This is a genomic window from Methylobacterium sp. AMS5, from assembly GCF_001542815.1.
Taxonomy (GTDB): domain Bacteria; phylum Pseudomonadota; class Alphaproteobacteria; order Rhizobiales; family Beijerinckiaceae; genus Methylobacterium.
Genome location: NZ_CP006992.1, coordinates 679,427 through 705,293 on the forward strand (window position 1 = coordinate 679,427; position 25,867 = coordinate 705,293).

General features: G+C 69.3%; 30 protein-coding genes. 18 read left to right on the top strand and 12 right to left on the bottom strand.

Annotated features, from left to right (window positions below; all coding sequences use genetic code 11):
* Window positions 1-61: 61 nt before the first annotated feature.
* On the bottom strand, window positions 62-502 hold the full coding sequence (locus Y590_RS03140; RefSeq protein WP_060768606.1) for a hypothetical protein: 441 nt from the start codon (window positions 500-502) through the stop codon (window positions 62-64).
* Window positions 503-853: 351 nt separating this feature from the next.
* Here Y590_RS03140 and Y590_RS03145 point away from each other — a divergent pair, with 351 nt between their 5' ends.
* Window positions 854-1,741 carry a collagen-like domain-containing protein gene (locus Y590_RS03145; RefSeq protein WP_060768607.1) on the top strand — a complete coding sequence of 296 codons (888 nt, stop codon included), beginning with the start codon at window positions 854-856 and terminating at the stop codon, window positions 1,739-1,741.
* A 12-nt stretch (window positions 1,742-1,753) separates the two neighbouring features.
* On the opposite strand, the gene Y590_RS03150 is transcribed toward Y590_RS03145, so the two are convergent.
* Entirely contained in the window at window positions 1,754-2,977 is a 1,224-nt protein-coding gene (locus Y590_RS03150) for a TIGR03862 family flavoprotein (RefSeq protein WP_060768608.1), read from the bottom strand.
* On the opposite strand from Y590_RS03150, the gene Y590_RS26205 reads away from it, so the two are divergent.
* From Y590_RS26205 to Y590_RS03160, 3 genes are all read left to right on the top strand, one after another.
* Window positions 2,957-3,241 carry a hypothetical protein gene (locus Y590_RS26205; protein ID WP_144439914.1) on the top strand — a complete coding sequence of 95 codons (285 nt, stop codon included), beginning with the start codon at window positions 2,957-2,959 and terminating at the stop codon, window positions 3,239-3,241. The genes Y590_RS03150 and Y590_RS26205 overlap by 21 nt on opposite strands.
* A gap of 183 nt (window positions 3,242-3,424) precedes the next feature.
* Window positions 3,425-4,450: a TerC family protein gene (locus Y590_RS03155; protein ID WP_060768609.1), complete on the top strand. Its 1,026-nt coding sequence runs from the start codon at window positions 3,425-3,427 to the stop codon at window positions 4,448-4,450.
* Window positions 4,451-4,591: 141 nt separating this feature from the next.
* Window positions 4,592-4,894, top strand: coding sequence for a hypothetical protein (locus Y590_RS03160; RefSeq protein ID WP_060768610.1), 303 nt, complete (start codon window positions 4,592-4,594; stop codon window positions 4,892-4,894).
* A gap of 76 nt (window positions 4,895-4,970) precedes the next feature.
* On the opposite strand, the gene Y590_RS03165 is transcribed toward Y590_RS03160, so the two are convergent.
* On the bottom strand, window positions 4,971-5,549 hold the full coding sequence (locus tag Y590_RS03165; protein ID WP_060768611.1) for a type 1 glutamine amidotransferase domain-containing protein: 579 nt from the start codon (window positions 5,547-5,549) through the stop codon (window positions 4,971-4,973).
* Window positions 5,550-5,732: 183 nt separating this feature from the next.
* On the opposite strand from Y590_RS03165, the gene Y590_RS03170 reads away from it, so the two are divergent.
* Together Y590_RS03170 and Y590_RS03175 are read left to right on the top strand one after the other, a co-directional pair.
* Entirely contained in the window at window positions 5,733-5,954 is a 222-nt protein-coding gene (locus tag Y590_RS03170; protein WP_060768612.1) for a hypothetical protein, read from the top strand.
* 181 nt (window positions 5,955-6,135) lie between these two features.
* A complete protein-coding gene (locus Y590_RS03175) occupies window positions 6,136-6,570 on the top strand; it encodes a hypothetical protein (RefSeq protein WP_060768613.1) in 435 nt (144 codons plus the stop codon).
* A 62-nt stretch (window positions 6,571-6,632) separates the two neighbouring features.
* Here the strand turns inward: Y590_RS03175 and Y590_RS03180 are convergent, their stop codons facing one another.
* Window positions 6,633-7,022 carry a hypothetical protein gene (locus Y590_RS03180; protein ID WP_003598900.1) on the bottom strand — a complete coding sequence of 130 codons (390 nt, stop codon included), beginning with the start codon at window positions 7,020-7,022 and terminating at the stop codon, window positions 6,633-6,635.
* A gap of 343 nt (window positions 7,023-7,365) precedes the next feature.
* Between Y590_RS03180 and Y590_RS03185 the strand changes: the two genes are divergently transcribed.
* On the top strand, window positions 7,366-7,575 hold the full coding sequence (locus Y590_RS03185) for a cold-shock protein (RefSeq protein WP_003598898.1): 210 nt from the start codon (window positions 7,366-7,368) through the stop codon (window positions 7,573-7,575).
* Window positions 7,576-7,782: 207 nt separating this feature from the next.
* Entirely contained in the window at window positions 7,783-8,010 is a 228-nt protein-coding gene (locus Y590_RS03190) for a hypothetical protein (protein WP_056200536.1), read from the top strand.
* A 170-nt stretch (window positions 8,011-8,180) separates the two neighbouring features.
* Here the strand turns inward: Y590_RS03190 and Y590_RS03195 are convergent, their stop codons facing one another.
* Window positions 8,181-8,621, bottom strand: a complete 441-nt coding sequence (locus tag Y590_RS03195; RefSeq protein WP_060772130.1) for a DUF1489 family protein — start codon at window positions 8,619-8,621, stop codon at window positions 8,181-8,183.
* Window positions 8,622-8,723: 102 nt separating this feature from the next.
* Window positions 8,724-9,914, bottom strand: coding sequence for a hypothetical protein (locus tag Y590_RS03200; protein ID WP_060768614.1), 1,191 nt, complete (start codon window positions 9,912-9,914; stop codon window positions 8,724-8,726).
* A gap of 168 nt (window positions 9,915-10,082) precedes the next feature.
* Here Y590_RS03200 and Y590_RS03205 point away from each other — a divergent pair, with 168 nt between their 5' ends.
* The 5 genes from Y590_RS03205 to Y590_RS03225 all read left to right on the top strand — a co-directional run bounded on the left by Y590_RS03205 (window position 10,083) and on the right by Y590_RS03225 (window position 15,568).
* Window positions 10,083-11,288, top strand: a complete 1,206-nt coding sequence (locus Y590_RS03205) for an MFS transporter (protein ID WP_060768615.1) — start codon at window positions 10,083-10,085, stop codon at window positions 11,286-11,288.
* A 246-nt stretch (window positions 11,289-11,534) separates the two neighbouring features.
* On the top strand, window positions 11,535-12,683 hold the full coding sequence (locus Y590_RS03210; RefSeq protein ID WP_060768616.1) for an ABC transporter permease: 1,149 nt from the start codon (window positions 11,535-11,537) through the stop codon (window positions 12,681-12,683).
* Window positions 12,684-12,779: 96 nt separating this feature from the next.
* Window positions 12,780-13,670, top strand: a complete 891-nt coding sequence (locus Y590_RS03215; protein WP_286161843.1) for an ABC transporter ATP-binding protein — start codon at window positions 12,780-12,782, stop codon at window positions 13,668-13,670.
* A 71-nt stretch (window positions 13,671-13,741) separates the two neighbouring features.
* Window positions 13,742-14,824 carry an MlaD family protein gene (locus Y590_RS03220; protein ID WP_060768617.1) on the top strand — a complete coding sequence of 361 codons (1,083 nt, stop codon included), beginning with the start codon at window positions 13,742-13,744 and terminating at the stop codon, window positions 14,822-14,824.
* Between the two features lie 120 nt (window positions 14,825-14,944).
* Window positions 14,945-15,568 carry an ABC-type transport auxiliary lipoprotein family protein gene (locus Y590_RS03225; RefSeq protein WP_060768618.1) on the top strand — a complete coding sequence of 208 codons (624 nt, stop codon included), beginning with the start codon at window positions 14,945-14,947 and terminating at the stop codon, window positions 15,566-15,568.
* Between the two features lie 203 nt (window positions 15,569-15,771).
* Here the strand turns inward: Y590_RS03225 and Y590_RS03230 are convergent, their stop codons facing one another.
* Window positions 15,772-16,692, bottom strand: a complete 921-nt coding sequence (locus Y590_RS03230; protein WP_060768619.1) for a LysR family transcriptional regulator — start codon at window positions 16,690-16,692, stop codon at window positions 15,772-15,774.
* Window positions 16,693-16,783: 91 nt separating this feature from the next.
* Between Y590_RS03230 and Y590_RS03235 the strand changes: the two genes are divergently transcribed.
* Complete coding sequence (locus Y590_RS03235) at window positions 16,784-17,605, top strand: NAD(P)H-dependent oxidoreductase (RefSeq protein WP_060768620.1); 822 nt, start codon at window positions 16,784-16,786, stop codon at window positions 17,603-17,605.
* Window positions 17,606-17,763: 158 nt separating this feature from the next.
* On the opposite strand, the gene Y590_RS03240 is transcribed toward Y590_RS03235, so the two are convergent.
* Window positions 17,764-18,582, bottom strand: coding sequence for an inositol monophosphatase family protein (locus Y590_RS03240; protein ID WP_060768621.1), 819 nt, complete (start codon window positions 18,580-18,582; stop codon window positions 17,764-17,766).
* 343 nt (window positions 18,583-18,925) lie between these two features.
* Between Y590_RS03240 and Y590_RS03245 the strand changes: the two genes are divergently transcribed.
* The gene (locus Y590_RS03245; RefSeq protein ID WP_060768622.1) at window positions 18,926-19,426 is read left to right on the top strand and encodes a DUF6101 family protein; all 501 of its coding nucleotides are present in this window, start codon (window positions 18,926-18,928) and stop codon (window positions 19,424-19,426) included.
* Window positions 19,427-19,440: 14 nt separating this feature from the next.
* Here Y590_RS03245 and rmf read toward each other — a convergent pair whose 3' ends face one another.
* The 3 genes from rmf to Y590_RS03260 are packed head-to-tail and all read right to left on the bottom strand — an operon-like array spanning window position 19,441 to window position 21,239.
* Window positions 19,441-19,683, bottom strand: a complete 243-nt coding sequence (gene rmf / locus Y590_RS27520) for a ribosome modulation factor (protein ID WP_083530733.1) — start codon at window positions 19,681-19,683, stop codon at window positions 19,441-19,443.
* Entirely contained in the window at window positions 19,665-20,615 is a 951-nt protein-coding gene (gene ubiA, locus Y590_RS03255) for a 4-hydroxybenzoate octaprenyltransferase (RefSeq protein WP_060768623.1), read from the bottom strand. The genes rmf and ubiA overlap by 19 nt, the downstream gene beginning before the upstream one ends.
* A 21-nt stretch (window positions 20,616-20,636) precedes the next feature.
* The gene (locus Y590_RS03260) at window positions 20,637-21,239 is read right to left on the bottom strand and encodes a hypothetical protein (RefSeq protein WP_060768624.1); all 603 of its coding nucleotides are present in this window, start codon (window positions 21,237-21,239) and stop codon (window positions 20,637-20,639) included.
* Between the two features lie 305 nt (window positions 21,240-21,544).
* On the opposite strand from Y590_RS03260, the gene Y590_RS03265 reads away from it, so the two are divergent.
* Window positions 21,545-22,297 (top strand): 16S rRNA (uracil(1498)-N(3))-methyltransferase, encoded by a 753-nt coding sequence (locus Y590_RS03265; protein ID WP_060768625.1) that lies wholly within the window; start codon window positions 21,545-21,547, stop codon window positions 22,295-22,297.
* Between the two features lie 30 nt (window positions 22,298-22,327).
* Here Y590_RS03265 and Y590_RS03270 read toward each other — a convergent pair whose 3' ends face one another.
* A complete protein-coding gene (locus Y590_RS03270) occupies window positions 22,328-23,092 on the bottom strand; it encodes a hypothetical protein (RefSeq protein WP_060768626.1) in 765 nt (254 codons plus the stop codon).
* A gap of 153 nt (window positions 23,093-23,245) precedes the next feature.
* Between Y590_RS03270 and Y590_RS03275 the strand changes: the two genes are divergently transcribed.
* Both Y590_RS03275 and Y590_RS03280 read left to right on the top strand, forming a co-directional pair.
* Window positions 23,246-24,229 carry an asparaginase gene (locus Y590_RS03275; RefSeq protein WP_060768627.1) on the top strand — a complete coding sequence of 328 codons (984 nt, stop codon included), beginning with the start codon at window positions 23,246-23,248 and terminating at the stop codon, window positions 24,227-24,229.
* Window positions 24,230-24,415: 186 nt separating this feature from the next.
* A complete protein-coding gene (locus tag Y590_RS03280) occupies window positions 24,416-25,786 on the top strand; it encodes a glutamate--cysteine ligase (RefSeq protein WP_060768628.1) in 1,371 nt (456 codons plus the stop codon).
* Window positions 25,787-25,867 lie beyond the last annotated feature (81 nt).

Consider the following 25,867-nt stretch of genomic DNA (forward strand, 5'->3'; position numbering starts at 1 on the left):
AGGCGTCGCGCGGACTTGCCGATACAGTCTCCGCTTGGATCAAGCGGGGATTGTATCGGCTCTACTCCGTCGGGATGCGCCCGACCGAGCAGAGGGTGCGGAGCGCCCCGGCGCTGTCGGTGTAGCAGCTCGCCGACCAGCCGTTCTGCTGGATGAAGGATTTGCGCCCCTCGCGCAGAGCCGTCTGGTAGGCCCGCGCCAGGATCGGTTGCACGGTCGCGGCCGGCTCGCCGACCACGAGTTCGGAGGCGATCGTCAGCTCGCGGAAGAACTCGGCGGAGGGCGAGGGATCGCCCGAGGAGGCCTGCACGATGGGCTGGGTGCGGCAGGTGAGATCGAGCCGGACCCCGCTCGCGGCCCGGACGTCGATGCTCGGGCCGACCCGGCGGCCGGCCTTCTTCGCCCCCGTCGCATGGGCGATGCGGGCGGCGAGCGCGTCGCACTCGTCGGCCTGCGCGGCGGTGGACAGGAGGAACAGGACGGCAAGAAGCGGGCGAAGCATGGCGGTGGTTCGGTCTCGAAGGTCGCAAGCCAAAGTCACAAGCCTCGGCCGGCCGCGCCCATGCAGGCTGTCGGCGGACCGTGCACTCTGCCGGCCTTCTTAAGGGATCGACCGGCGGATGGCTTCCGGTTTTCGCGGGATGTCTCCGCACGGTGTGCGCCGGCTTCGCCCCAAGTGGGCCGGATCTGTGGACACAATCAGAAAGAGCATTCCGCTCCAGCCGCTTGGCCTGTGGATGGATCATGTGGACGGGTGTGGACGGCGCCGCGGGCTTGACCCTGGCCGGGCGGCAACCGAAACCTTCCCTCCGCCGCGCCGGAAGACGCGCGGAACAAGATCGGAGGAGCGAGCATGCCGACGACGCGCGATCTGGGAGCACGAAAGCCGGCCACTTCGCGAGCCTTTTGGCAGACCCTCTCGCCGATCCTGATCGCGCTGGGCCTCGTCCTCGCCGGACCGGCGGCGGCTCAGGGCCAGGGTCAGGGCGAGGCCCAGCCGCGGGCAGCCCGCACCCGCGCCAAGGCACCGAGTCCGCCGGTCCAGCCGATCCAGATCTGGGACGCGCGCATCGAGGGCGGCGACCTGCGCATGAGCGGCAGCGTGGGCAAGAGCGGCGTCACCGTGATCCTCGACGACGACATCTCCGTCCTGTCGGACCGGCGCGGGCGCTTCGAGTTCCGGCTGCCCTACCGGCCGGCGACCTGCGTCGCGATGATCAAGGCCGGCGAGAACGAGCGCGAGGCGGTGGTCGCCAATTGCGCGCCGGAGGGGCCGGCCGGCAAGGCCGGCGAACAGGGCCCCGCCGGCCCTCAGGGCAGCGCAGGCCTCCAGGGACCGCCCGGTGCTGCGGGGCCGAAGGGCGATCCGGGGCCGAAGGGCGAGCAGGGGGGCAAAGGCGAGACCGGGCCAAAGGGCGAAGCGGGTCTGGCCGGGCCTCCGGGCGCGCCGGGGCCGAAGGGGGATCAGGGCCTCAAGGGTGAAGCGGGCTCGAAGGGCGAGCGCGGCCCCAAGGGCGATCCGGGATCGAAAGGTGAGACCGCGGCGACGGTGTCGGCCCCGTTCCGTGTCGTGCGGGCGCGTGCCTGCACCGATTCGGGCTGCACGCTCTCCTGCGATGCGGGCGAGGTGCTGGCCTCGGCCACCTGCCAGACGGGCGGTGCCGCGGCCTTGGACGGCGACACCAAAGCGTCCTGTGCGGCCGGCAGCAGCGGCATGGTCGGGATCTGCGCCCGGCCCTGAACCGGACCGGGTTCACCCCTGCCCGTCGAGCCAGGCCAACATCCCCTTCGCCGCCGCACGGCCGCCGGCGAAGGTCGCTTGGAGCAGGTAGCCGCCGGTCGGCGCCTCCCAATCGAGCATCTCGCCGGCCAGAAAGGTGCCGGGCCGCGCCCGCAGCATGAAGCCTGCGTCGAGTTCAGCGAAAGCGACGCCGCCCGCCGTCGAGATCGCCCGCGCGATCGGGGCCGGCCCGATAAGCCGTAGCGGCACCGCCTTGATCGCCGCCGCCAGCGCATCCGGCGCTGTCGGCAGGGTGTTGGCATGCGCCTCGCGCAACAGGCCGATGGCGGCGGGGCTCAGCGCGGCCGCCTTGCGCATGCGGGTGGAGAGACTCTCGCCGGGGCGGCTTCGGGCGAGGCGCGCCTGGAGCGCGCCCGCATCGAGATCCGGGCGCAGGTCGAGGGTGAGTTCGGCCAGGCCATCGCGCTCCACCGCCTCGCGGATCGGCCGCGAGAGCGCATAGATCACCCCGCCCTCGATGCCGTCCCCTGTGGCGACCGCCTCGCCGCGGGCGCTCGCCCCGCCGATGCGCGCGACCAGGCGCTTGAGCGGCTCGCCCGCGAAGCGTCCCGAGAAATGCGCCGACCACGCGACGCGGAAGCCGACATTGGCGGGCTTGAGGGGTGCCACCGCGACGCCGCTCCCCTCCAGCAGCGGCACCCAGGCCCCGTCCGATCCGAGCCGCGGCCAGCTCGCCCCGCCGAGCGCGAGCAGCGTCGCCTGCGGCCGGACCCGGAGCGGGCCCTCCGGGGTCTCGAAGGTCAGCGCCCCCTCCTCCAGGCCGACGAGCCGGTGCCGGGTGCGGATCGCGACGCCCAGGCCATCGAGGCGGGTGAGCCAGGCGCGCAGCAGCGGCGAGGCCTTGAAGCTCTCCGGAAACACCCGGCCGCTCGACCCGATGAAGGTCTTTTGCCCCAGCCCCTCGCACCATGCCCGCAGCGCGTCCGGCGGATAGGCCTCGACCGCCGCCGACAGGCGCGGATCGACGGGGGCGTAACGCTGCAAGAAGTCCGGCAGCGGCTCGGAATGGGTCAGGTTGAGCCCGCCGCGCCCGGCGATGAGCAGCTTGCGGCCGACGGACGGCATGCGCTCGTAGACGGTGACGGGCCAGCCCGCCCCGGCCAGCACCTCCGCCGCCACGAGCCCGGCCGGCCCGCCGCCGACGATGGCGATTCCATGCTCTCGATCCGCGTCCATGATCCGCGGCAGGGCCCGCTGACACCGTCCCTGTCAAGCGCGGCCGGGCTGAAAATCAGCACATCCGCTCTGCCGGTGAGGATCAGGGATGAGAATCCGGGGCTATTGCCCGAAGCCGCTTCGGCGGCTTTGCGGCGCCAAGAGCGCCGCGCGGAGGCGGGCGCCGGCGACGGGGGCCAGCAAAGTCACCCGGATGATCACCATCAGGCGATCATCCGGGATGAAAATCGCCCTGCCCTTGATTCGACGCGATCGCGCGTCTAACTGCCCGACATCGGCTGCGGGCCCCTCTGGCGGAACGCGCACCGTCCCCCTCGCGATGCTCCCGGAACCCCGGTGAGATCATCCGTCCGCCGGATTGGCGGCCCGTTCGGGAGGGAGACGGCAGACGCTTCCGCGATGTCGGAGTCGATGCTCTCCCAAAAGTGAAGCATCCGGTCCCGCGCGATGATGATGGAATTCTTGACCCACGAGTGGCTCGGCAAGCCCGTCTGGATGTGGCTCGGCTTCCACGCCCTGGTGGCCGGCCTGCTGGCCTTCGATCTCGGCCTGCTCCACCGCGACAAGAACCACGAGATCGGCGTGAAGGAGAGCCTGCTCCTCACCGCCTTCTACTTCACCCTCGGCCTCGCCTTCGGCGGCTGGATCTGGTGGATGCTCGGGTTCGACCCGGCCCAGGAATACGTGACCGGCCTCGTGATCGAGAAGTCGCTGTCGATGGACAACGTCTTCGTGATCGCGGTGATCCTCACCTCGCTCGGCGTGCCGCGGGCGGCCCAGCACCGGGTGCTGGTCTGGGGCATCCTCGCGGCGGTGCTGCTGCGCGGCCTGATGATCGGGCTCGGCGCGGCCCTGGTCCAGCAGGCGCACTGGGTTCTCTCGGTCTTTGCCGCGTTCCTGATCTATGTCGGCATCAAGATGCTCGTCTCGAAGGAGGAGGACGAGCATGACATCCAGAACAGCGCTTCCATGCGCCTGCTCAAGAAGTGGGTGCGCGTCACCGACAAGCCGGAGGGCCAGCACTTCATCGTCCGCAAGCCCGATCCGAAGACGGGCAAGATGGTGCGCTGGCTGACGCCGCTCGCCGTGGCTTTGGTGCTCGTCAACATCGCGGACGTGATCTTCGCCGTCGACAGCGTGCCGGCGATCTTCGCCATCACCACCGACCCGTTCATCGTCTACACCTCGAACATCTTCGCGATCCTGGGTCTGCGCGCGCTCTACTTCGCGCTCGCCGCCATGGTGGACCGCTTCGCCTACCTGAAGACGGCGCTCGCCCTCATCCTGTTGTTCATCGGCACCAAGATCGTGGTCGCCGACACGCTGGAACTCGTCCACCTGCCGCCGTGGGTCTCGCTCGTCGTCACCCTGGTCCTGCTCACCCTCGGCGTCGTCTACAGCCTGTGGCGCACCCGCGGCGCGGCGGAGCCGGAGGCCGAGAAGGCCCGCGCGGAAGTGGCGCACCGAACCTGACGCAGGCGAGATCGGCGAAGCGCGCCTTCCCGCTCCGGCACGCTTCTCTCGCAACGCCTGGGAGAGTTCGTTCACGATCTTGCGCGATACTGGGGACAGGCCGGGGAACCGGCTGCGTTCCCAGAGTTTTCGGGCCTGACCATGCGGCGTTTCCTGACCAGCGGCATCAAGGCGATCCTGGCCATCGCCGTCCTTTCCACAGCCGCCCATTGGGCGATGCGCGTCCAACGCGAACCTGCATCGCCGGCTCTGCCGGTAGCCGCGCTCGCCGATCCCGTCACCACCGGCTCCATCGCCGCGCGCAAGTCCGAGCGCCTAGCACCGGAGGCGGCCGTGATGCCGGCGACCCTCGGCGGCGGCGTCGACAAGGATCACCTCGCCAAGTTGATGGCCGGTGCCGCCTCGGAGCGGCCGAAGATTCAGAAGGCCGTCGCCAAGCGCTGACGGCGGCACGTCATCAGGCAAAAAAACAGCCGCCGATCCAAGGATCGGCGGCGTTGTCGCCTTGGCGAGGCGAGGTTCAGGCGGCGAGCTGTCGCGGCTCGTGGCGGCCTTCCTTCACCTCCTCGACGATCTTGGCGCAGAAGGCATCGAGGTCGCCGGGGTTGCGGCTGGTGATAATGCCGCCATCGGTCACGACCGCCTTGTCCTGCCAATCGCCGCCCGCGTTGATCACGTCGGTCTTGATCGAGGCGAACGAGGTGAGCGTACGCCCCTTTGCCGCGCCGGCCTCGATCAGCAGCCACGGACCATGACAGATCGCGGCCACGACCTTCCCGGAGGTGAGGAAGTTCCGGACCACTTCGAGCGCCTTCGGCTCGAGGCGCAGCTTGTCCGGATTGATCTGCCCGCCCGGCAGAACCAGCGCATCGTAATCGGCGTAGTTCACGCTTTCGAGATCGAGATCGACCGGCACGTCTTTGCCCCAGTCGGTCTTGTCCCAGCCGCGGATGGTCTCTTTGGACTGGCGTGATCGCGGGCTCGCCACGGTGACCGTGGCACCGGCCTCCTTCAGCTTGGCCTGCGGCACCGTCAGCTCGCTTTCCTCGAAACCGTCGGTGGCGACGATGAGGATCTTGGCCTCGCGAATATCGGGCATGGATTCGCTCCATTGATGTCGGGGACTGCCGGGCCAACCGATCGCTCCCGGCGCGGTTCCTGAAACCATGACCGCGCCGTCACACCGCCGCACCCGTACGTCCCACGAGACGGACGAGGAGCGGAACCGGACCGAAGGGCATGTGTTGGACCGCCATCCCCGAAGCCAGACAGGAGGCGGTTCATGGCCAATCCCGGCGCCCCGACCCCCGAGCCCACCCCCGGCGGACAGATCCCCGGCGATCTTCCACCGCCGCCGCAGCCCGACGATCGGCCCGATATCGGCCCGACCGGACCGCGCACGCCCTACCCCGTCGATGATCCGAACATCGACGAACCGCGCGGACCCGGCTCCGAGCCGGACTATTTGCCCGGCGGGCCGACCGATCCCGGCATCCGGCTCTGATCCGATCCCGAGGCCGCGCCCCCGCCGAGCGGGGCGCGGTCACCCGACATCACATTTTTATCACATGTCGATGGCCGTTCGGTCTGCCCCCGGCCTCCCCTCATACGCACGCTTGCGTTGAGACGATGCCGGCCCAACAACCGCCCTACCGTCCGCAGAGGCGGTTGGGGGATACCACATCATGTTCAAGCAATCACTGGCCGCCGCGCTCGTCGCGGTGAGCCTTGCCGCGTGCGGAAGCGTCACGCGCGGCACGTCGGAGCTGATCGCCTTCACCTCCGAGCCGCCCGGCGCCGCCGTCGCCACCACGACGAACCGGTACTGCCCGACGACGCCCTGCTCGCTCGATGTGCCGCGCTCGGAGGAATTCGACGTGACCTTCACGAAGCCCGGATTCCAGCCGCAAACGGTGCCGGTGCGCACCAAGCTGGCCGGCACCGGGGCCGCAGGGTTCGCCGGCAACGTCCTGGCCGGCGGCGTCATCGGCATGGGCGTCGATGCCTATACCGGTGCGGCCATGGACCACACCCCCAATCCCGTCGCCGTCACCCTGGTGCCCGACGCCTTGCCGAGCGCGGAGCGCACGCGTCGCCGCCGCGCCAGGCCGGACGTCTGACCCTATCAAGGGCGGATCGCCGCTCCGCCAAAGCACGGCGCTTCAGCGGAGCGAACCTTCAATCAATGCCCGCCGTGAGAGGTGCGGACGTCCCGCGGCGCGGCCAGGATCTCGCTGAGGCTGGAGGCGACGTGGCGTGCCTCCTCGTCGGTCAGGCGGAGCTGGAACGGCGGCAGCGCACCGGCCTGGAGGGCCACCACCGCCTGACCCTGCTCGTCGGTGCCCACCTCGATGGCCGAGGAGGTCACGTCGAGCATGGCGACCTCCTCGTCGCCGTTCTCATCGGGCAGATCGACCTCGCCGTCGTCATCGATCGCGGTGAGGAGCTGGCCGACGGCGCGCACGAGCGCGCGGGCGGCGCGGGCATCCATGACCACCGCCGTCGACTGGTCGTCCTTCTGGAACGAGAGCTGGATGTTCGCGCCTTCGAGGGAAACCGAGATGCCCGCCATGAACCGCCTGACTGCACTGCCTTGGAGCGGTGCGTAACCGCCTGGATTGACGATCATATATGCACCGGCCCCGTGCTTTGTCACAGGGTGGCGGAGGCAGTACCCCAGGCTCGATTTCCAAGCTCGGCGGCCGCCTCGCGCGCGCGGCTCCGGGGCGGCAGCGTTCCGTTCCGCCTTGTTAAGGCCGCATCGTCAGCCTACATGTCGTCGTGACGGGCGCGGCGGAGCGGATGGCTTCGGCCATTGCAACCCGCCTGTCATCCCGCAAAATCGGCGGACGCTGCCAAGTGCTCGCTTCGAGCAGATGCTTGCGCTTGGCGTGTGAAGAACGAAGGAACTATTCGTGGATACTGGGACTGTTAAGTGGTTCAACGAGACCAAGGGCTACGGCTTCATTCAGCCGGATGACGGCGGCAAGGACGTGTTCGTTCATATCTCCGCTGTCGAGCGTGCTGGCCTGCGCAACCTCGTCGAGGGCCAGAAGGTGTCCTATGAGGTCCTGACCGACAAGCGCAGCGGCAAGGACGCGGCCGGCAACCTGCAGGCCGTCTGAGCCGCCTCGGGACCGGCGTTGAACCGGCCCGACCGCGCATTCTAAACCAACGAAGTGGCACCCACCGGACGAAGATTCTCGGAACGCGTTTCCAGGGATGTCTCGCGGTGGGCGCCGCCGACGCCAAAATCACCAGACCAAAACAACCAGAAACGACACCGGCCACGCCGAGAGGGCGCGGGATCCGGTGCGAGAAGAAGAAAAACAATGAAATTCGAGTTCCGGCGCCAGGATGGCGCCATTTCGCCCGTCACCAACGCGGCGACATTCCGGGTGGGCAGCTTGGTCGATACGCAGGCACGCAGCCCGCAGGCCGACCTAAGCCACCTCATCGACGCTTCCTACGAGTATCACTCACCGCGCGAACTGCGCTGGCACCTTGCCGACCGCCTCGGGGTTACCCCGGCCGTCGTCCGGTTGCAGGAAGCCGCCTGACCGACCCGGCCTCGCACCCATTCGGAGCGAGGCCAATCGGCCGCTGCCACGAGGTGGGCGGCCTCACTCCAAGTCCGACGGATCCCTTCGGGAATAGCGGATTTGGCCTCGGCCCTAGCGCCGCTCGGGCTGAGCAATAGGCGTCCCGCTTGGATCAAGCGAAAGCCGCGTCAGATCAAACCCAACGCTGCCAATTCCCGCCGCAGGGTCTCTGGCATTTCGGCGACCTCCCCGGCACTGGCCCGGTCGAGGTCGGCGGGTGCGTCACGCGCTTCGAGATAGCGCCAGCCCTGGAACGGGCGGCAAGGGCGCGGCGAGACCGGCGTCACCGCCGGATCGAGCACGAGGCGGCAGCGGTCGATCCCGTCGCTTCCCGTGATCGGCTCGATGGCGCGAATCGACTGACGGCAGGTTAGCGTCCCCTTCAGCACCCAATAGATCGAACCGCCGCCGGCGATGGCCCCCGCGCGCTTGGGGAACATGCGGGTGACGTGGACCGTCTCCGGCTCGTGGCCGAGGCGTAGGGCCTCCGCCCGATAATGTGCGATCCGCGCCTCCAACTCCTCGATGGAGGAGGGACCGACGCACAATTTCAGAAGATGCAAGGCCATGACGGGGCCCGTATAAGCCATCTGCCGGAAAACGGGCTGCCGGTTTTCAGGCGGAAAGATGCGGCGAGAAGAACCGCATCGCCCGCCCCCAGAACCGCTCTCTCACGCGAAGAGCGCGATCTTTTCCTCGATGCTCAAGGTATCGAGATCGGGGAAGGCCGCGGCGAGATCGTCGGCCGCCATCGGCTCGACCGCCGCCACGATCAGGGGCTCGGCCAGCGGCATGACCGCTTCGGGGGCTGCCGAAATCGTGTGTTCGGCGGCCGGTTCGGCCACGTCGAACGCTTCGACATCCGACATCATCTCGAACGCGTCCGCGTCGTCCGCGCCGAACTCCTCCCCGAACTCCGGCTCGGCCGGAGCCGGAACGAGGATCGCGGAGACGGCTTCCGGTTCGAATGCGGCTTCGATCTCCGGCATTTCCAACGCGAAGAGATCCGCCGGGATTTCATTGGCCAGAACAGCGACGGGCGTCGCCATCCCGGTCGTGATCCGCTCCGCCGGCTCCTCGTCATGCGCCGGTTCCGGCGCCTCGGGGCTGGCCGGCAGGAAGTCGAGATCATCGTCGAGCGCCACGGTCGGCAGCGGCCGCAAGGTCGACAGAACCGGCGCGGGCGGCGGCCCTTCCATGTCGAGGAAGCGATCGACATCGCTCTGATCGAGGGCGGCGGCCGGTACAGGTGCGTCCTCGCCGAGCGGGGGCACCGCGTCCTCGGGACTGCCCCAGATCCCGATCATCGAAGCGATGCGGTTCTCGAGGTAGCGCAGGGTATGCACCACGCGGCTCGTGCGCTGGGCGGTGAGATCCTGGAACGAGCAGGCTGTGTAGATCTGGGTGGCGTGCCGATCGAGGGCGTCGCACAGCTCGGAATCGATTCCGGTCTCGCGCAGGGTCCAGGCGGCTTCCTGCACCTCCTCGGCGGCGCTGAGGATGTCGGAGGTCGCCCGCTCGGTGGCGCGCACGATCGCATCCAGGGCTTCCGAGGCGACCGTGAGACGGCTCTCACCCTGCTCGGCGGTCGAGAGGGCGGCCACCTCCGCGCGGGTGCGGGCGATGGCATCGGCCATCTCCATCAGGTCGCCGCGGAAGCGCCCGACATCGTCCGGCCGATCCGTCGTGACGACGTTCTCGATGCGCCGGATCGCGTCCAGCAGCACCTCGGTGTCGGCATTACGGTTACGGCGAGCGTATTCGGTCAAAAACCACCGGCCGCGCTCGGTTTCCCGGACGGCATCCTCGATGGCATCGTATTGCGACGCGTCCAGAGGCGTCAGGGAACGGGAACTCGACATCACACCCCGCAAAGACTCGGGCCCCACCGCGAGGAGTGCCGCGACGATTGACGGTCGGCGGCAGATTGACAGGCGCGCTTTAACGGCGGCTTACGCTTTCCGTCGCTTCGCCCCGCCATGCGATGTTTTTGACCGATCGAAAGGGGCGGCCCGCTTCGCCGCGATCTCGTGACACGCACTGCCCCGACCGGCGAGCCCGATCCCGTCCGGCTCGGCCTCCTCTACGCCGTGGTCTTCGTCGAGATCGGCATCGCCATGCCGTTCATGCCCGTGTGGCTCGGCGCGCTCGGCCTCGATGCCGGGCTGATCGGCCTGCTGGTTGCCCTGCCGATCGCCACCAAGGTCGTCGCGACGCGGCCGCTGACGGGGCTGATCGACCGCGGCGTGCGCCCGCGCACCCTGCTTGTCGCCGGAAGCCTCACCCTGGCGCTGAGCTACGCCCTGATGCCGGCCGCCGCCGCCATCGCCGCAGCCTTGCTCGTCCCGCTGATCGTCGTGAACGCCGTGGCGCAAGCCCCGCTGGTGCCGAGCATCGACTACCTGACGCTCGCCGCCGCCCGCCGCTCGAAGCGGATCGACTATGCCCGTATCCGCCTTTGCGGCTCGGTCGCCTTCCTGGCCGCGAACCTCGCGGGCGGTGCGCTGCTCGGCGTACTCGGCGACCGGGTGGCGGTGCCGGTGCTGCTCACCGGGCTCGCGCTCGCCGCGACCCTGGTCGCAGCCTCGGGTCAGGAGGTCGCACCGCCCACCGAGCCGCATTCGGGGCTGGCAGCGGCCCCGCCCCTGCCGCGGGTGCTCCGGCTTTCCATCGCCGCGGCGGCGCTGATCCAGGCGAGTCATGCGGCGATCTACGCCTTCGGCAGCCTCGATTGGGCCCGCCACGGCGTCTCGCCGCCCTGGATCGGCGCGCTCTGGGCAGTCGGCGTCGCGGCCGAGATCGCGCTGTTCGCCCTCGTCGGCCGCTTTCCCGCGCGCTGGCGCAGCCCGTTTCGCCTGCTCGGGCTCGGGGCGGCGGCGGCTCTGCTACGGGCCCTGGGCCTCAGCCTCGCCGACGGGGAGCTGGCCGTGCTCCTGCCGCTTCAGATGCTGCACGGCCTCACCTTCGGCGCGACCCATCTCGGCATCATGGCGGCGGTCTCCGGCTTCGCGCCCGACGGCGCCCGCGGCCGGGCGCAGGGGACGGTCGGCGCCTCGACCGCGCTCGTCTCGGCGCTGGCGACGCTGGCCTGCGGCGCGGTCTACCGCTCGTTCGGCGGGCCTTCGACCTTCCTGATGATGGCGCCGCTGGCCCTCGCCGGCCTCGTCCTCGTGGCGCTGGCGCAACGCATCCATGATCCCCGCCGATTTGGCGGCGGCTCCCCCCATAAGGTATAGCCAGCGCCCGGTATCGGGATCCCGAAGAGATCATCCCTTTGGCGGGGCGAAAAGTCGTCGCTCTTAGCCGAGCCCCGAAAGGCGGCTTGAGCCCGCCGGAGCAGCGAGCCCGAAGATTCGGATTCGACGCGTCTTGGTAAGGAATTCGTTTCAAGATCCCGAGAGCATCATCCCGAAAGGCAGCCTCCGGCTTTCGGACGAAGATGATTCAAAAACAATAGGCTAGAGCGGAAGCGGGAGCGGCGCGTGCGGATCGCAGACGGCTCGGGCATCTCGGAAGCCGCGGGCGCCGACCTCGATGCGGGCGGCGGCCGCGTGATCCTGCACGGCCGCTGGACGGCGGACCAGGGTCCGGCGGTCGAGAGCGCCTCGGCGCGCATCGCCGCCCAGGGCCGAAACCAGCCCGTGCTGGTGGACCTCAGCGGCTTGGCGCGGCTCGACACCCTCGGCGCCTGGGTGCTGGAGCGGACCCGCGCCGAGATCGAGGCGGCGGGCGGGCGGCTGGCCTATGCCGGGGCGCGGCCCGAGCACCGCATCCTTCTCGGCGAGATGGGCCTGCGCGAGCCCGAACCGGCACCGCAGGATACCCGCAACCCGGCCCTGCGCTTCCTCGACGCCACGGGTCAGCGCGTCGCGCGCGGCGGCAACGAGATCCTGTCCGGCATCGCCTTCCTCGGCGAGGTGGTCGCCGCGGGCGGCCGGGTCGCGCGCCGGCCGCAGACCTTCCGCATGGCCGCGCTCGTCAACCAGCTCGAACAGGTGGCGCTCCGCGGCGTGCCGATCATCGTGCTGATCTCGTTCCTGGTCGGCGGCATCGTCGCGCAGCAGGGCATCTTCCAGCTTCAGCGCTTCGGTGCGCAGAGCTTCGTCGTGAACCTGATCGGCCTGCTGATCCTGCGCGAACTCGGGGTGCTGCTCACCTCGATCATGGTGGCGGGCCGCTCCGGCTCGGCGTTCACCGCCGAGATCGGCTCGATGCGGATGCGCGAGGAGGTCGATGCCCTGCGTGTGATGGGTCTCGACCCGATCGAAATCCTGATCCTGCCGCGCATTCTCGCCCTTGTGATCGGCCTGCCGATCCTGGCCTTCCTCGGCTCGCTCGCCGCGCTCGCGGGCGGTGGCCTCACCGCCGCGATCTATGGCGGCATGACCACCGACGCCTTCCTGGCACGGCTCCAGGCGGCTGTGTCGTTCCACCATTTCGCGGTCGGGCTCATCAAGGCGCCGTTCATGGCGCTGACGATCGGCATCATCGCGACGATCGAGGGTTTCGCGGTCGAGGGCTCGGCGGAGTCGCTCGGGCGCCACGTCACCGCCTCAGTCGTCAAGTCAATCTTCATGGTGATCGTGCTGGATGGCCTGTTCGCGGTCTTCTTCGCCGCGATCGATTTCTAAAGCATCATCCCGAAAGGTGGCCGCCGGCTTTCGGAAAAAGATGATGCGAAAACAAAAACCTAAAGCACGCGGGCAGACGACGTTCGGACGGACCCCTTGACCACCCCTCATCTTTCCCCGGCCGGGCAGAACGCCGCCCAGAGCGACGCGATTATTCGCGTGCGCGATCTCGTGGTCGGCTTCGGCCCGCGCACGGTGATGAAGGGGCTCGACCTCGACATCCGCCGCGGCGAGATTCTGGGATTCGTCGGTCCCTCGGGGCAAGGCAAGTCGGTGCTGACGCGCACCATCCTCGGCCTCGTACCGAAGCGCTCCGGCACGATCGAGATCTTCGGCGAGGACGTGGACGGGCTCACGGTCACCCGGCGGCGCCAGTTGGAGCAGCGGTGGGGCGTGCTGTTCCAGCAGGGGGCGCTGTTCTCGGGGCTCACCGTCAAGCAGAACATCCAGATGCCGATGCGCGAGCATCTCAAGCTGTCCGAGCGCCTGCTCGACGAGTTCGCCCGCCTCAAGATCGAGATGGTCGGCCTCAAGCCGGATGCCGCCGACAAGTACCCCTCGGAGCTGTCGGGCGGCATGATCAAGCGGGCGGCGCTCGCCCGCTCGCTGGCGCTGGACCCGGAGATCCTGTTCCTCGACGAGCCGACCTCCGGCCTCGATCCGATCGGCGCGGGCGAGTTCGACGACCTCGTCTCGACCCTGAAGAAGACGCTCGGCCTGACCGTCTTCATGGTGACGCACGATCTCGACAGCCTCTACACCGCCTGCGACCGCATTGCGGCGTTGGGCGACGGCCGGATCATCGCGCAGGGGACGATCGAGGAGATGCTGGCGAGCAACCACCCCTGGCTGCGCTCCTACTTCCACGGCAAGCGCGCCCGCGCCATCGCCACGCCGAACCAAGCGTCGCAGACCGGCCAAGCGTCGCAGACCGGCCAAGCGTCGCAGACCGGCCAAGCGTCGCGGCCCGGCTATGCCCATGCGTAAAGCCCCGATGATCGCCCCCGGTGCGGTTTCGCACCGCTTCGCCCCCTCGGATCGGGATTAGAGCTGAACCGATGGAGACTCGCGCAAACTACGTCCTGATCGGCGCCTTCACCATCGGCGTCGTGTTGGCCGCCTTCGGCTTCGTGTTCTGGCTCCAGGGCGGCTCCCGGGGACAGGCGACCCAGGCGCTCCGCATCGTGTTCTCCGGCTCGGTCGGGGGGCTGGCCAAGGGCTCGACCGTGTCGTTCAACGGCATCAAGGTCGGCGAGGCGCTCGACGTGCGCCTGCTGCCGCAGGACCCGCGCCGGGTCGTGGCGACCGTGCAGGTCGATCCCTCGACGCCGCTGCGCGCCGACACCCGCGCTCGGCTCGATTCCGCGATGCTGACCGGCGTCTCCCAAATCGCACTCTCCGGCGGCAGCGCCGACGCGCCCGCCCTCACGCCCGGATCGGGCGACAAGATGCCGACGATCTTCGCCGATTCGAGCGACATCCAGGACATGATGGCCGCCGCCAAGCAGATCGCGCAGCGGGCCGACGACGTGCTCCAGCGCCTCGACAAGGTCGTGGCCGGCAACGAGGGCGCGATCAACCGCACGCTTGCCAACGTCGAGTCCTTCTCGAAGACGCTCGCCGAGGCCGGGCCCTCCATCGCCGGCCTCGTCAAGTCGGTGGACGGGCAGCGCCTCAACCGGGTGATCGAGAACGCCGAGACCTTCTCGACCGCGCTGGCGAATTCGAGCGGCGACATCCAGGCCGGGCTGCACGACGCCCGCAGCCTCGCCGCCAAGCTCAACGCCTCCGCCGACAAGATCGACGGCGTGCTCAAGGGGGCGGAGGGCTTCCTCGGCTCGGCCTCGGGCCAGCAGGGCGCGGGTACCTTCGCCGAGATTCGCGAGGCGGCGATCTCCGTGCGCGACGCCGGCCGGGCGTTCCGGGCGCTGTCGGAGAACCTCGACAAGCGCACCGCCAACATCTCGACGAGCTTCAACCGCCTGTCGGGGACGAGCCGGCGCGAGGTCGAGGCCCTGTCGAGCGACGGCCAGCGCACCCTCAACACCCTCAGCCGGGCGGCCCGCAGCCTGGAGCGCGACCCATCGCAGGTTATTTTCGGCGGCAAACCATCGTTGCCGGAATACAACGGTGGCCGCTGAGCGGTTCGGTTTCCGGACGATGTGTCGGCACGCACGGCGCAGCTTGAGCGTTGGCGTATGCTCCCGCGTGCTAGAGGGGGTGTCAGTCTCCCCGACAGCGAACGGACGGTGCCCGAGCGTATGACGCGTCTTCCTCTCTCGCCTGCTCTTCCCGGTCGTCCCCTGTCCGGCCGCATCCTGAGGGCGGGCGCCCTTCTCGCGCCGCTCGCGCTCCTCGGCGGCTGCGGCGGCGGCACGCCGCTCACCTTCGATCTCGCCGCCCTGCCGGGTCAGCCGCGGGCGGGCGGCGCGGCGCGCTCGATCGTCGTGTCCGAGCCCGTCGGCCTGCAGCCGATGGAGGCCGACCGCATCATCGTGCGCGAGCCCGGCGGCTCCCTGTCTTTCCTCGGCGGCGGCCAGTGGGCCGACCGCCTGCCGCGCCTGATCCAGACGCGGGTGATCCAGAGCCTTGAAAATACCGGCCGCCTGCGCTCGGTCTCGCGGCCCAGCGACAAGGTGCCGTCGGACTACCAGCTCGTCAGCGAGATCCGCGAGTTCGACGTCAATTCCGGCACCGGCGAAGCGGTGGTGGACCTCTCGGCCAAGCTGATCGCCGAGGGAACCGGACGGGTCGTCAACGCCCGCGTTTTCACCGCCCGCGTCCCGGTGAAGACGGTCGATCCGCAGAGCGCCGCCGCCGGCCTCGACGCGGCTTTGGGCCAAGTCCTCGCCGACCTCGTGCGCTGGGTGAATACCGCGCGGTAGAGCCTCGCCCCGAGAGCCGGCGGCCGGCTTTTGGGAATACGATGCAAAGCAACAGCCTCGGATCCCAACCCGTTTCAGCTTGACCTTGCGAGAGGCTGCTGAGGGTGGAAAGCGGGCTTTGACACCGCGGCCGAAACCGGACGTTCCGCTTCAGGCCTGGAACGGCACCAGATCCGGTGCTCGCGTATCGTCGAAGGCGAACATCACTCCCGGACGAGGCCCGGCAGCATCGCGAGCGAAGCAGCGAGCGTATCCACCAGCATCCGGACGCGCTTGATACGCGTCCGACCGGGCACGACGAGCAGTGACAGGGGCACAGGCTCGAGCGTGAACTCGGGCAGGATCTGCTCGACCATCCCGGCCGTCAGCAAATCGTCGACGAGCCAGATATGCGCTGCCGCGATCCCGCGTCCTTGGGCCAGAGCCTCGCGGGCCGCCAAGCCGTGATCGACCCGAAGGTGGCCATCGAAAGGAATACGGATCGCCACGCCATCCGATCCGCGCAGGGAAAGCATCGCACTTCCGGCGACGTTGCTCATGCGGATCGAGGTGTGGCCAGCCAGATCGCCGGGCGTCTCAGGCCGCCCCCGCTCTGCGAGATAGGCGCGGGATGCCACCAGGATGCGGCGAGATCGGCCGATGGTCCGGCACTGCATGGTGCTGTCGGCGAGGGGGCCGAGCCGGATCGCGACGTCGACCGCCTGCTGCACAAGGTCGATGCGCGCATCAGACAGGCCGAGATCCACCACGATGTCCGGATGGCGATCTTGGATGGAGAAGAGCATCCGGCAGACGTGGCGGACCCCCAGGGCCGCGGTGCAGGAGATGCGGATCGTACCGGTCAGGCCCTCGCCGGCGCTCCGCGCCCCGTCCGTCGCCTCGTCCACCAGCCGCAGGATGGTGCGCGCCTCGGCGTGGTAACGCCGCCCCTCGTCGGTGAGGGTGATGCGTCGGGTCGTCCGGTTGAGGAGCGTGACGCCGAGGGCGCCTTCGAGTTCCGCCACGTGCCGCGAGACGGTCGATTGTCCTACGCCCTGCTCGCGCGCCACCGCCGAAAGGCTGCCGCGCTCCGCGACGCGAACGAAGCTGCGCATCCGCTCCAGTGTGACACCCGATCTATCCATGGAGCGGCATGATCTTATCCATTCCACCCAGCTACCGGATGGATCGGGCTGCGCCTAGCTTCGCGGCTCCTTCCTTCGGTGAACCGCACGCATGAAGATCCTCGTCGTCTCCGCCCATCCCGATCCGGCCTCTCTGACGAACGCCCTGCGCGATGTGGCGGTGGCCGAACTCCGGGCCGCTGGTCACGCGGTCCGCGTGACCGACCTCTATGCGATCGGCTGGAAATCCGAGGTCGACCGGCTCGATTTTCCCCGTCTGCCCGCCTCGACGCGCCTGCAGGTGCCCGCGGCGTCGGGCGAGGCCTTCGTCACAGGGAGCCTGACGCAGGACGTCGTCGCCGCACAGGAAGACCTGCTCTGGGCGGATGCGCTCATCCTGGCATTTCCCCTCTGGTGGTTCTCCATGCCGGCGATCCTGAAAGGGTGGATTGATCGGGTCTACGCATTCGGCTTCGCCTACGGTGTCGGCGAACACAGCGAGGCGCGCTGGGGCGATCGCTACGGAGAGGGCACGCTCGCGGGCAAGCGCGCGATGCTCATCGTGACGGCCGGAGGTTGGGCGTCCCACTATGGTCCCCGGGGGATCAACGGGCCGATCGACGACCTTCTTTTCCCCATCCACCACGGGGTGCTGTTTTATCCGGGCTACGACGTGCTGCCGCCCTTCGTGCTGTATCGCGCCGACCGGACCGACGCGCCGGCGTTCGACGAGACAGCGACCGCGCTGAAAGGCCGGATGCGAACCCTGTTCGAGACGCCGCCCATTCCGTTCCGCCCCCAGAACGGCGGGGATTATGCGATCCCATCGATGGAGCTGCGTCCAGAGCGGGTCGAACCGGACCTCACCGGTTTCGCAGTCCATATCGGGCGACCGGATCACGGCGTCCGACACGTCGGGCGTTCAGACCGTTAGCGGCCCCGCAGAAAACCGCCCAGACGGGGTGTCGGCCTCCGCCTCGTCGATCGCTGGAAGCGAACTGTCCCAGGACCCGCAACGGGTCGAACGCAATCCCTCACTCGGTCAAGCCGATTGGATTTTGACCCTGGAGCTCGGGGCTTTTCGGTGAAGAATCAGGCGTCCAGCGCCGCCAGCGCGGGATCGCGCAGCGGCAGCGGCACGGCGATCAACTCGCCGTGGCGCGGCTCCGGGCGGTTGTAGACCGCCGGCCGGCCCTGGAGATCGCAGACCACGCCGCCCGCCTCGCGGACGATGAGGTCCGCGCCGGCGAGATCCCAATCCCGCGCATCCCGGGAGACGAGGCCAAGATCGATCCGGCCCTCGGCCACCCGCGCGAGCCGCAGGGCCAGCGAGGGCACGCGATCGACGACCGTGACCGAGGGGCGCAGCCCAAGACGCGCCGCGCCGTCGAGCAGGCGGTCCTGCATTGGCTTCGGACCGGTGATGCGCGCGCCCTCCAGCGTCGCCTGCGGCGCGACGCGGATCGGCACCCCGTTGAGGGTCGCGCCCTCGCCCGCCACCGCCTCGTAGAACTGCTCGGTCGCGGGGGCGAAGACGCCGCCGAGCACCGGCTCGCCCCGGGCCAGCAAGGCTACCGCGATCGACCAATCCGGATGTCCCGACAGGAAGGCGCGGGTGCCGTCGATCGGATCGACGATCCAGACGAAGTCGTGGCCGAGCCGCACCGGATCGTCGCTGGTCTCCTCCGAGAGCCAGGCCGCCCGCGGCTCGATCTGCGACAGGCGGATCTTGAGGAAGGTGTCCACGGCGACGTCCGCCTCGGTGACCGGCGAGCCGCCGGCCTTCGACCAGACCCGCGCGCTGGTCTGCTCCCCCTGGCGGAAGAAGGGCAGCGCGAGCGCGGCGGCCTCCCGGATCGCGTCGTGCAGCACGGGCCGCAGCGCCGCGAGAGAGGATGTCGTCTGGGTCATGGATCCGGTCGGAGCCGTTCGTGCAAAGCCGGCCTCATGCCGTTTGAACGGCGCCGACGCCCTTTCGTTTTAGAGCATCGGTGGAAAAAGTGGCCATCGGATTTCGGAACGCAGTGATGCAGCCGCGGCCGTACCGGCCGCACGCCCGGACCGGCTCGCCCGCACGGTTACCGACATTTGCACCAATCCCGGCAAGGGTCCGTTGAGCATCCGGCAGACTTGGGCTCGATCCACGATCGCTTAACGCTCACTCTTAAGGCGCCTTGGGGGAGACGACCGGCACTGTGCTTGTCAGATCAGCGCGTCCGACAGAGACCGCGACACGGGATAGGGCGTCGAACCGATGATGACTTTCGAGATCATGAATCAGAACTGTCGGCCCGGCATCGACGACGAAGCGGCTGCGCCCTGCATCACGGTTCAGGTGACGCCGCTGCCGCTTCTCGGAGTGACCCACGCCATCACGCCCGTCGGTGTGGCTATGGCTTTCGCCGACGATGCGGCCGATGCCTGCGGCGAGGACCGCTTCTCCCTGCTTCTCGTCGATGACGAGGGCGAGGTGACGATGCGGCTCGGGCCGTTCGCGGAGGAGGATGTCGTGGCGGTGTGGCGCGACATCTCGACCACGGGCGGTCTCGCCCGGATGCTGCTGCGCGAGGACGGCGCCATCGTCCCGGTCTCGCAGCAGCTCGGCCCGGTCGTGCTCGGCAAGGGCCGCCAGCGCCGCCGGCACGCCGCGCTCAGCGGACGCCGCCCGCGCTTCCTCGTGCGGCGCAAGCCCGCCCGCCTCCCGGCCCGGCCGTGCATCCACCGGGGCGAGAGCGAGATCATCTCCCGCGGCTGAGACGGTTTCCCGCCTCAGCCGTTGTCGCGCGGCCTGTCCGGCGAGCGCTCGGCCGGAGAACCGTCATAGCCCTCGAGCCACGCCGTGCGCTCGGGCGAATTCATCGGATAGGGGCAGGCGTCGCGCGGACGCCCCTGGATCCGGGCACGGGCGCCCCGGGTGATCGGATCGTCGGTGCGGATCTGTCTCCCGCATGGAAGCGGACATGGCGCGGGGACGAGCCCTCGCCCCGGCCGGTTCAGTGCAGACCCTGCCACAGCGCGTCGGCGGCAAGCCCCGCGAACAGGATGAGGCCTGCATCGCGGTTCGAGCGGAACAGCGCCAGAGCCCGCAGGCCGTCGCGCTCGGAAAGATGCAGAACCTGTCGAGCGAGATGGGCGGCGAACAGCCCGAGCCCGATCCAGCTCAACGGGCCGGCCCCGGCGCCGGCCAGCGCCGGCACGAACAGGGCGACGGCGCTCGCGTAACAGAGCCCCACCGCGAGCCGCAGGCGCGCGCCGAACAGCCGGGCCGAGGAATGGATGCCGACGATCTCGTCATCCTCGATGTCCTGCACCGCGTAGATCGTGTCGTATCCGACGATCCAACAGATCGTGCCGGCATAGAGCCACAGGGCCGGCGGATCGAGGCGGCCGAACACGGCGACCCAGCCCATCAGCGCGCCCCAACCGAAGGCGAGGCCGAGCACCGCCTGCGGCATCGGCATCACCCGCTTCATGAAGGGGTAGATCGCTACCGGCGCCAGCGAGAGCATGCCGACGAGAATCGCGGTCGCGTTGAATTGCAGCAGCACCGCGAGGCCGACCAGCGCCTGCGCCATGAGGAAGGCGGCGGCCTGTTTCGTCGTCACCTGTCCCGAGGGGAGCGGGCGCGAGCGGGTGCGCTCGACCTGTGCGTCGAGCTTCCGATCGGCGATATCGTTGTAGGTCGAACCGGCGCCGCGCATCACCACCGCGCCGATCAGGAACAGCACGAGATGGCCGAGATGGGGGCCGGGATTCCCGGCGGCGGTCGCGGCGAGTGCCGCCGACCACCAGCACGGCAGCAGCAGCAGCCACCAGCCGATCGGCCGCTCGATCCGGGCGAGGCGCAGATACGGCCGCGCCCCGGCCGGCGCGAGCCGGTCGGCCCAATGGCCGGCGACCGCGTCGGCGACGCGGCCGGAGCCGGGCTCGGACGGAGAGGGCAACGGTGACGCGGCGCTGAAAACTTACAGTGCGCCCTGCGGCATGCGGAAGGCGCCCGACAGGCCGGGACCGCCGAGCAGACCACCGCCGCCGCCGCCGTTCTGCGCCTGGGTCTTGGCCTGGGCTTCCATCTTCGAGGCCTGGGCGGCGATGCCGCAGACCTTGGTGCGGATCGCCGCGACCTTGTTGTGGTCGGCCTTGAAGCCTTCCGAGAAGGAATCCGGGATCGAGCACCACTCCTTGTTGGCGGTGATCCACTTGATGCCGGTGGCGCCGTTGGCCTGGAGCTGGCCGAACAGGGAGCACGCCTCCTGCGGCGTCATCTTCTTCTTCGAGTTCGAGGCGGAATTGGCCTTGGCCACGAGGTTCTTGCGCTCGATCAGCGTTTTCTGGATCGAGCCGCAATCGGTGCCCGCCTGCTGCGGCACGGACTGGGCCGGCGCGGCCGGAGCCATCGGTGCGGGAACGCTCATCGGCGCGCCGGCCGAGGGTGCCGGTTCGGCCGGCGTATCCATCGACGGCAGCGGCATCCCGCCCATGCTCTGGGCCAGAGCCGGCCCGGCCAGCAGGACAAGGCCGACAAGAGCGGCGGCGGTCTTCGTCGGTGCAACAATCCTGGCAGACATTCGGCCCGGTCCTTCTCCCCGCATGCCGCGACGGGTGTACCCCCGATCCCGCAGCGCCCATCCGGCCCGAATCCCTGGCGGCTCGCGCCGCGGGCCCGGCAGAGGGGCTTGAAGTGTTTCGATGCGGCAGTCTTCTGCGCACGGGATTGTGGCGCCAATGGTGCCTTCCGCCGCCCGAATGCCAGGAGCGTGGGAAACGCCTTGAAACATTCGAGGCGTGTTCTTTTTGCACCAGTCAGCGTCGGAACCGCCGATTGACAGGCCGGGGCCGCCACGCGACGAGACCGGCTTGCCCGCGAGAGACCATGGCTGCTTACGACTTCACCGCTCCACGCCTCTTCGTCGAAGCGGATCTGGCGGAGGGGCACGTCCTACCGCTGGAGCGGGCGCAGGCGAACTACCTGCTGACGGTGCTGCGCCGCGCGGAGGGCGAACCCGTCCTACTGTTCAACGGGCGCGACGGCGAGTGGCGCGCCGAGATCGTGCCGCAGGGCCGCAAGAGCGCGGACCTGCGCGTGGTGGCGCAGACCCGGCCGCAGCCGGCCCCCGCCGACCTTCATTACCTGTTCGCGCCGCTGAAGACGGGCCGCATCGACTACATGGCGCAGAAGGCGGTGGAGATGGGCGCGGGGCGCCTCCAGCCGGTCTTCACCCGCTTCACCCAAGGCGAGCGGATCAAGCTCGATCGTCTCCAGGCCAACGCGATCGAGGCGGCCGAGCAGTGCGGCATTCTCTCCGTGCCGGAGATCGGCGAGCCGGCCCGGCTGCCCGCCTGCCTCGATGCCCTCGAAGCGAATCGCCTGCTCGTGTTCTGCGACGAGGATGCGCCTGTCACCGACCCGGTAACGGCCCTACGCGGCGCGGCCGATCCGGCGCGCCCGCCGCCGCTCGCCGTGCTGGTCGGCCCCGAGGGCGGGTTCCACGCCGAAGAACGCGCGCTGATCGTCGCCCGCCCCAACACGGTCGCGCTGTCGCTCGGCCCGCGCATCCTGCGGGCGGATACGGCCGCCGTGGCCGTGCTGACGCTGGTGCAGGCGGTGCTGGGGGATGCGCGGTGAGATCATGGTGACGGGCGGCTGAACTCCCGGTTAGGCGGCAACCACGGACGTTTTGAAACGACGCCGGATCAGGGTCAAAATGATCCAAACCAAGAGATATGCGCTCAAGGCAGCCCCGAACACGATGCTTGGGATCATGGGACTCATGATGAGTCCAAGCAGGAACATCACAACAGCTACTCCGACTCCGAAAAGCCTGAGCAGCATACCTGCGAACCATAGCAGTGCGCCTTCGAGGGTCCACCTCGGCCTGTGCACGCCGAAGCTACAGATCGCAGCGATGACACCGGGCAGCGCAAGAAGGACGTAACCGCCGAGTGGCATATCCCGCCACTGGCTCCACTCCGCAGGCAACCACTCCGCCCACGTCGCCGGCCGAACCTTGACACCCCAGGAGGCTTCCCCGGCCTCGATGCCCCAGAGGTCGTCCCGCTCATCGAAGGACGGCACGAGCGGTCCGTCTCTTCCGAATGTCGTCGCGTCCGGCGCGATCACCTCGCCCGAGAGATGATCGTAGCCATGGCAGCGAAGCGGGGCATCGCAGACGAGCGAGAGCCATCGCGTCTGCGGACCTCGCGCGATCAGCCGGCTCTCTGCATCGAGGATCACGATACGCACAGGGTCGGCAACGAAGATGCCGTCTCCGGCGATGATGCGCATCTCGCCCCTTTGACCGTCCGGCAGAAGGATCGCCTGCGCTTCGGTGAAGTAGGGGCGATGCGCCGAAGCAGGCCCGGTTGCGGCGAGCCAGGACAGGAGCGGCAGGATCAGAGCAAGAGTGAGGGAGCGGGGCACGGGCACCTCGGGCGATCACGCCCTGGTTGTGTGCCGCGTTGTGATCGCCCGATCTCGGTATTGCAATTCTTCCCGCTTCGCTTCCTCGACAATCGACACCGGAATGATACGGGCACCACGTCCGGCCTTGCGGCCGCCGGAGCCTTACGCGCCATGCCCCTCCCCCGCATCCTCCTCCTGTCCCTCGGCGGGACGATCACCATGACCCGGAGCCTTGAGGGCGGGATCGTGCCGACGCTGACGGCCGCCGACCTCGCGGCGTCGGTGCCGGGGCTCGCCGCGGTGGCGCGGATCGAGACGCTCTCGCCCCTGCGCCGGCCGAGCGCCGGGCTCACCCTCGACGACCTGATCGGCGTGGCGCGCACGCTCAATGGGCGCTTGGCGGGCGACCTCGACGGCGCGGTGGTGATCCAGGGCACCGACACGATCGAGGAGACGGCCTTCGTCCTCGACAGCTTGGTCGCCGGCGACAAGCCCGTCGTCGTCACAGGCGCGATGCGCGGGCCGGAAAGTGCGGGGGCCGACGGGCCCGGCAACCTGCTGGCGGCGACCCTCGTCGCGGGCAGCGCGACGGCGCGGGGAATGGGCGTGCTCGCCGTCCTCAATGACGAGATCCACGCCGCCCGCCTCGTGCAGAAGGCCCACACCGCTCTGCCTTCGGCCTTCCGCTCACCGCTCGCCGGCCCGGTCGGGCTCGTGATCGAGGGCGAGGCCCGGATTTTCCTGCGATCCCACCGCAGCCTCACCCTGACCGGTCCCTTGTCGGACGAGCCGGCCCCCGTGGCACTCCTGAAGATGGGGATCGGCGACGACGGACGGCTGCTCGCCGCCCTGCCCGATCTCGGCTTCGCGGGCGTCGTGATCGAGGGAATGGGCGCGGGCCACGTGCCGGAGGCGCTGGCGGCGATCGTTTCCACCCTGGTCGGGCGGATTCCGGTGGTGCTCGCCTCTCGCACCGAGACCGGTCCTGTGTTCTCGCGCACATACGGGTATCCCGGCGGCGAGATCGATCTGCTGGCCCGCGGCGCACTCTCGGCGGGCCTTCTGTCGGGCGTGAAGGCGCGGCTGATGCTGCAGCTTCTCCTTCGGGCGGGGCTCGATCGGGCGGCCTACGCCCCCTACTTCGCGGATCCGTGATCGGCGGGATGAGCGCCGTAAACAGAAGCTTGAGTCATGTCTGCCATGCGGTCGGCGGGCGCGTTGTTCACCCTTGCGGCGTCCTCTAAGGACACGACATCCGGTGAGGCCGCTGCCGGCCCCGTCCGGTGGCGGATCCTCGGCGCGCCGCTGACCCTTCGACCGACGTTACCTTCGAGGCAGCGCATGGCGCGCGACACGTCCGACACCACCCCGCTCACGACGCGGGACGAACTGATCGCGTGGTTCGCCGCGGGCGAGAAACCGCGCGCGCGTTTCGCCATCGGCACCGAGCACGAGAAGATCCCGTTCTACACCACCGACCACATGCCCGTTCCCTATGAGGGCGAGCGCGGCATCCGGGCGCTTCTGGAAAATCTCGGTCGCGAGACCGGCTGGGAGCCGATCCTGGATGCCGGCCACATCATCGGTCTGGCGGGACCCGAGGGCGGCGGCGCGATTTCGATCGAGCCCGGTGGCCAGTTCGAACTCTCCGGCGCGCCGCTCCCCGACATCCACGCGACGGCGACCGAACTCGACGAGCATCTCGCAGCCACGAAGCGCGCGGCGGAGCCCCTCGGCATCGGCTTCCTCGACCTCGGCATGAGTCCGAAATGGACCCGCGAGGCGACGCCGCAGATGCCGAAGAGCCGCTACCGCATCATGCGCAACTACATGCCGAAGGTGGGCAAGCTCGGCCTCGACATGATGCTGCGCACCGCGACCGTGCAGGTGAACGTCGATTTCAGTTCCGAGGCCGACATGGTGCGCAAGATGCGCGTCAGCCTCGCGCTTCAGCCCATCGCCACGGCGCTCTTCGCCAACTCGCCCTTCACCGACGGGCGGCCCAACGGCTTCCTGTCGCGCCGCTCGGAGATCTGGCGCGACACCGACCCCGACCGCACCGGCATGCTGGCCTTCGCCTTCGACGAGGGCTTCGGCTACGAGTCTTACGTCGATTGGCTGCTCGACGTGCCGATGTATTTCGTCAAGCGCGGCGAGACCTACCACGACGTCGCCGGGGCCTCGTTCCGCGACCTGATGGCCGGGCGCCTCGCGCAATTGCCGGGCGAGCGGGCCACCGTCTCGGATTGGGCGAACCACGCCTCCACCGTCTTCCCGGAAGTGCGGCTCAAGCGTTTCCTCGAGATGCGCGGCGCCGATGTCGGCGGGCCGGCGATGATCGCCGCGCAATCGGCTTTCTGGGTGGGGCTCCTCTACGACGAGACCGCCCTCTCCGCCGCCTGGGATCTGGTGCGCGGCTGGTCCGCCGGCGAGCGGGAATCCATGCGTGCCGCCGTGCCGCGGCTCGGGCTCCATGCCAGCATCGGCGGACGCTGCCTCGGCGCGGTCGCGGCGGAGGCGCTTGCCATCGCCCGCACCGGCCTGCAGGCGCGGGCGCGCCGCGACGGCAACGGCCGCGACGAGGCGGTCTATCTCCAGCCGCTGGAGGCGATCGTGGCCGCCGGCCGCAGCCATGCACAGGAGCGCCTCGCCGATTACGAGGGGCCCTGGGAGAAGTCCGTCGATCCGGCTTTCACGGCCTGCACGTTCTGATCGTTCGGGTACCACCTTAGATTTATCGTCCGCGGCAAGCGGGGCCGTCGGAACGCGTTCTGCGCCGCGTTGTTCCTCTGC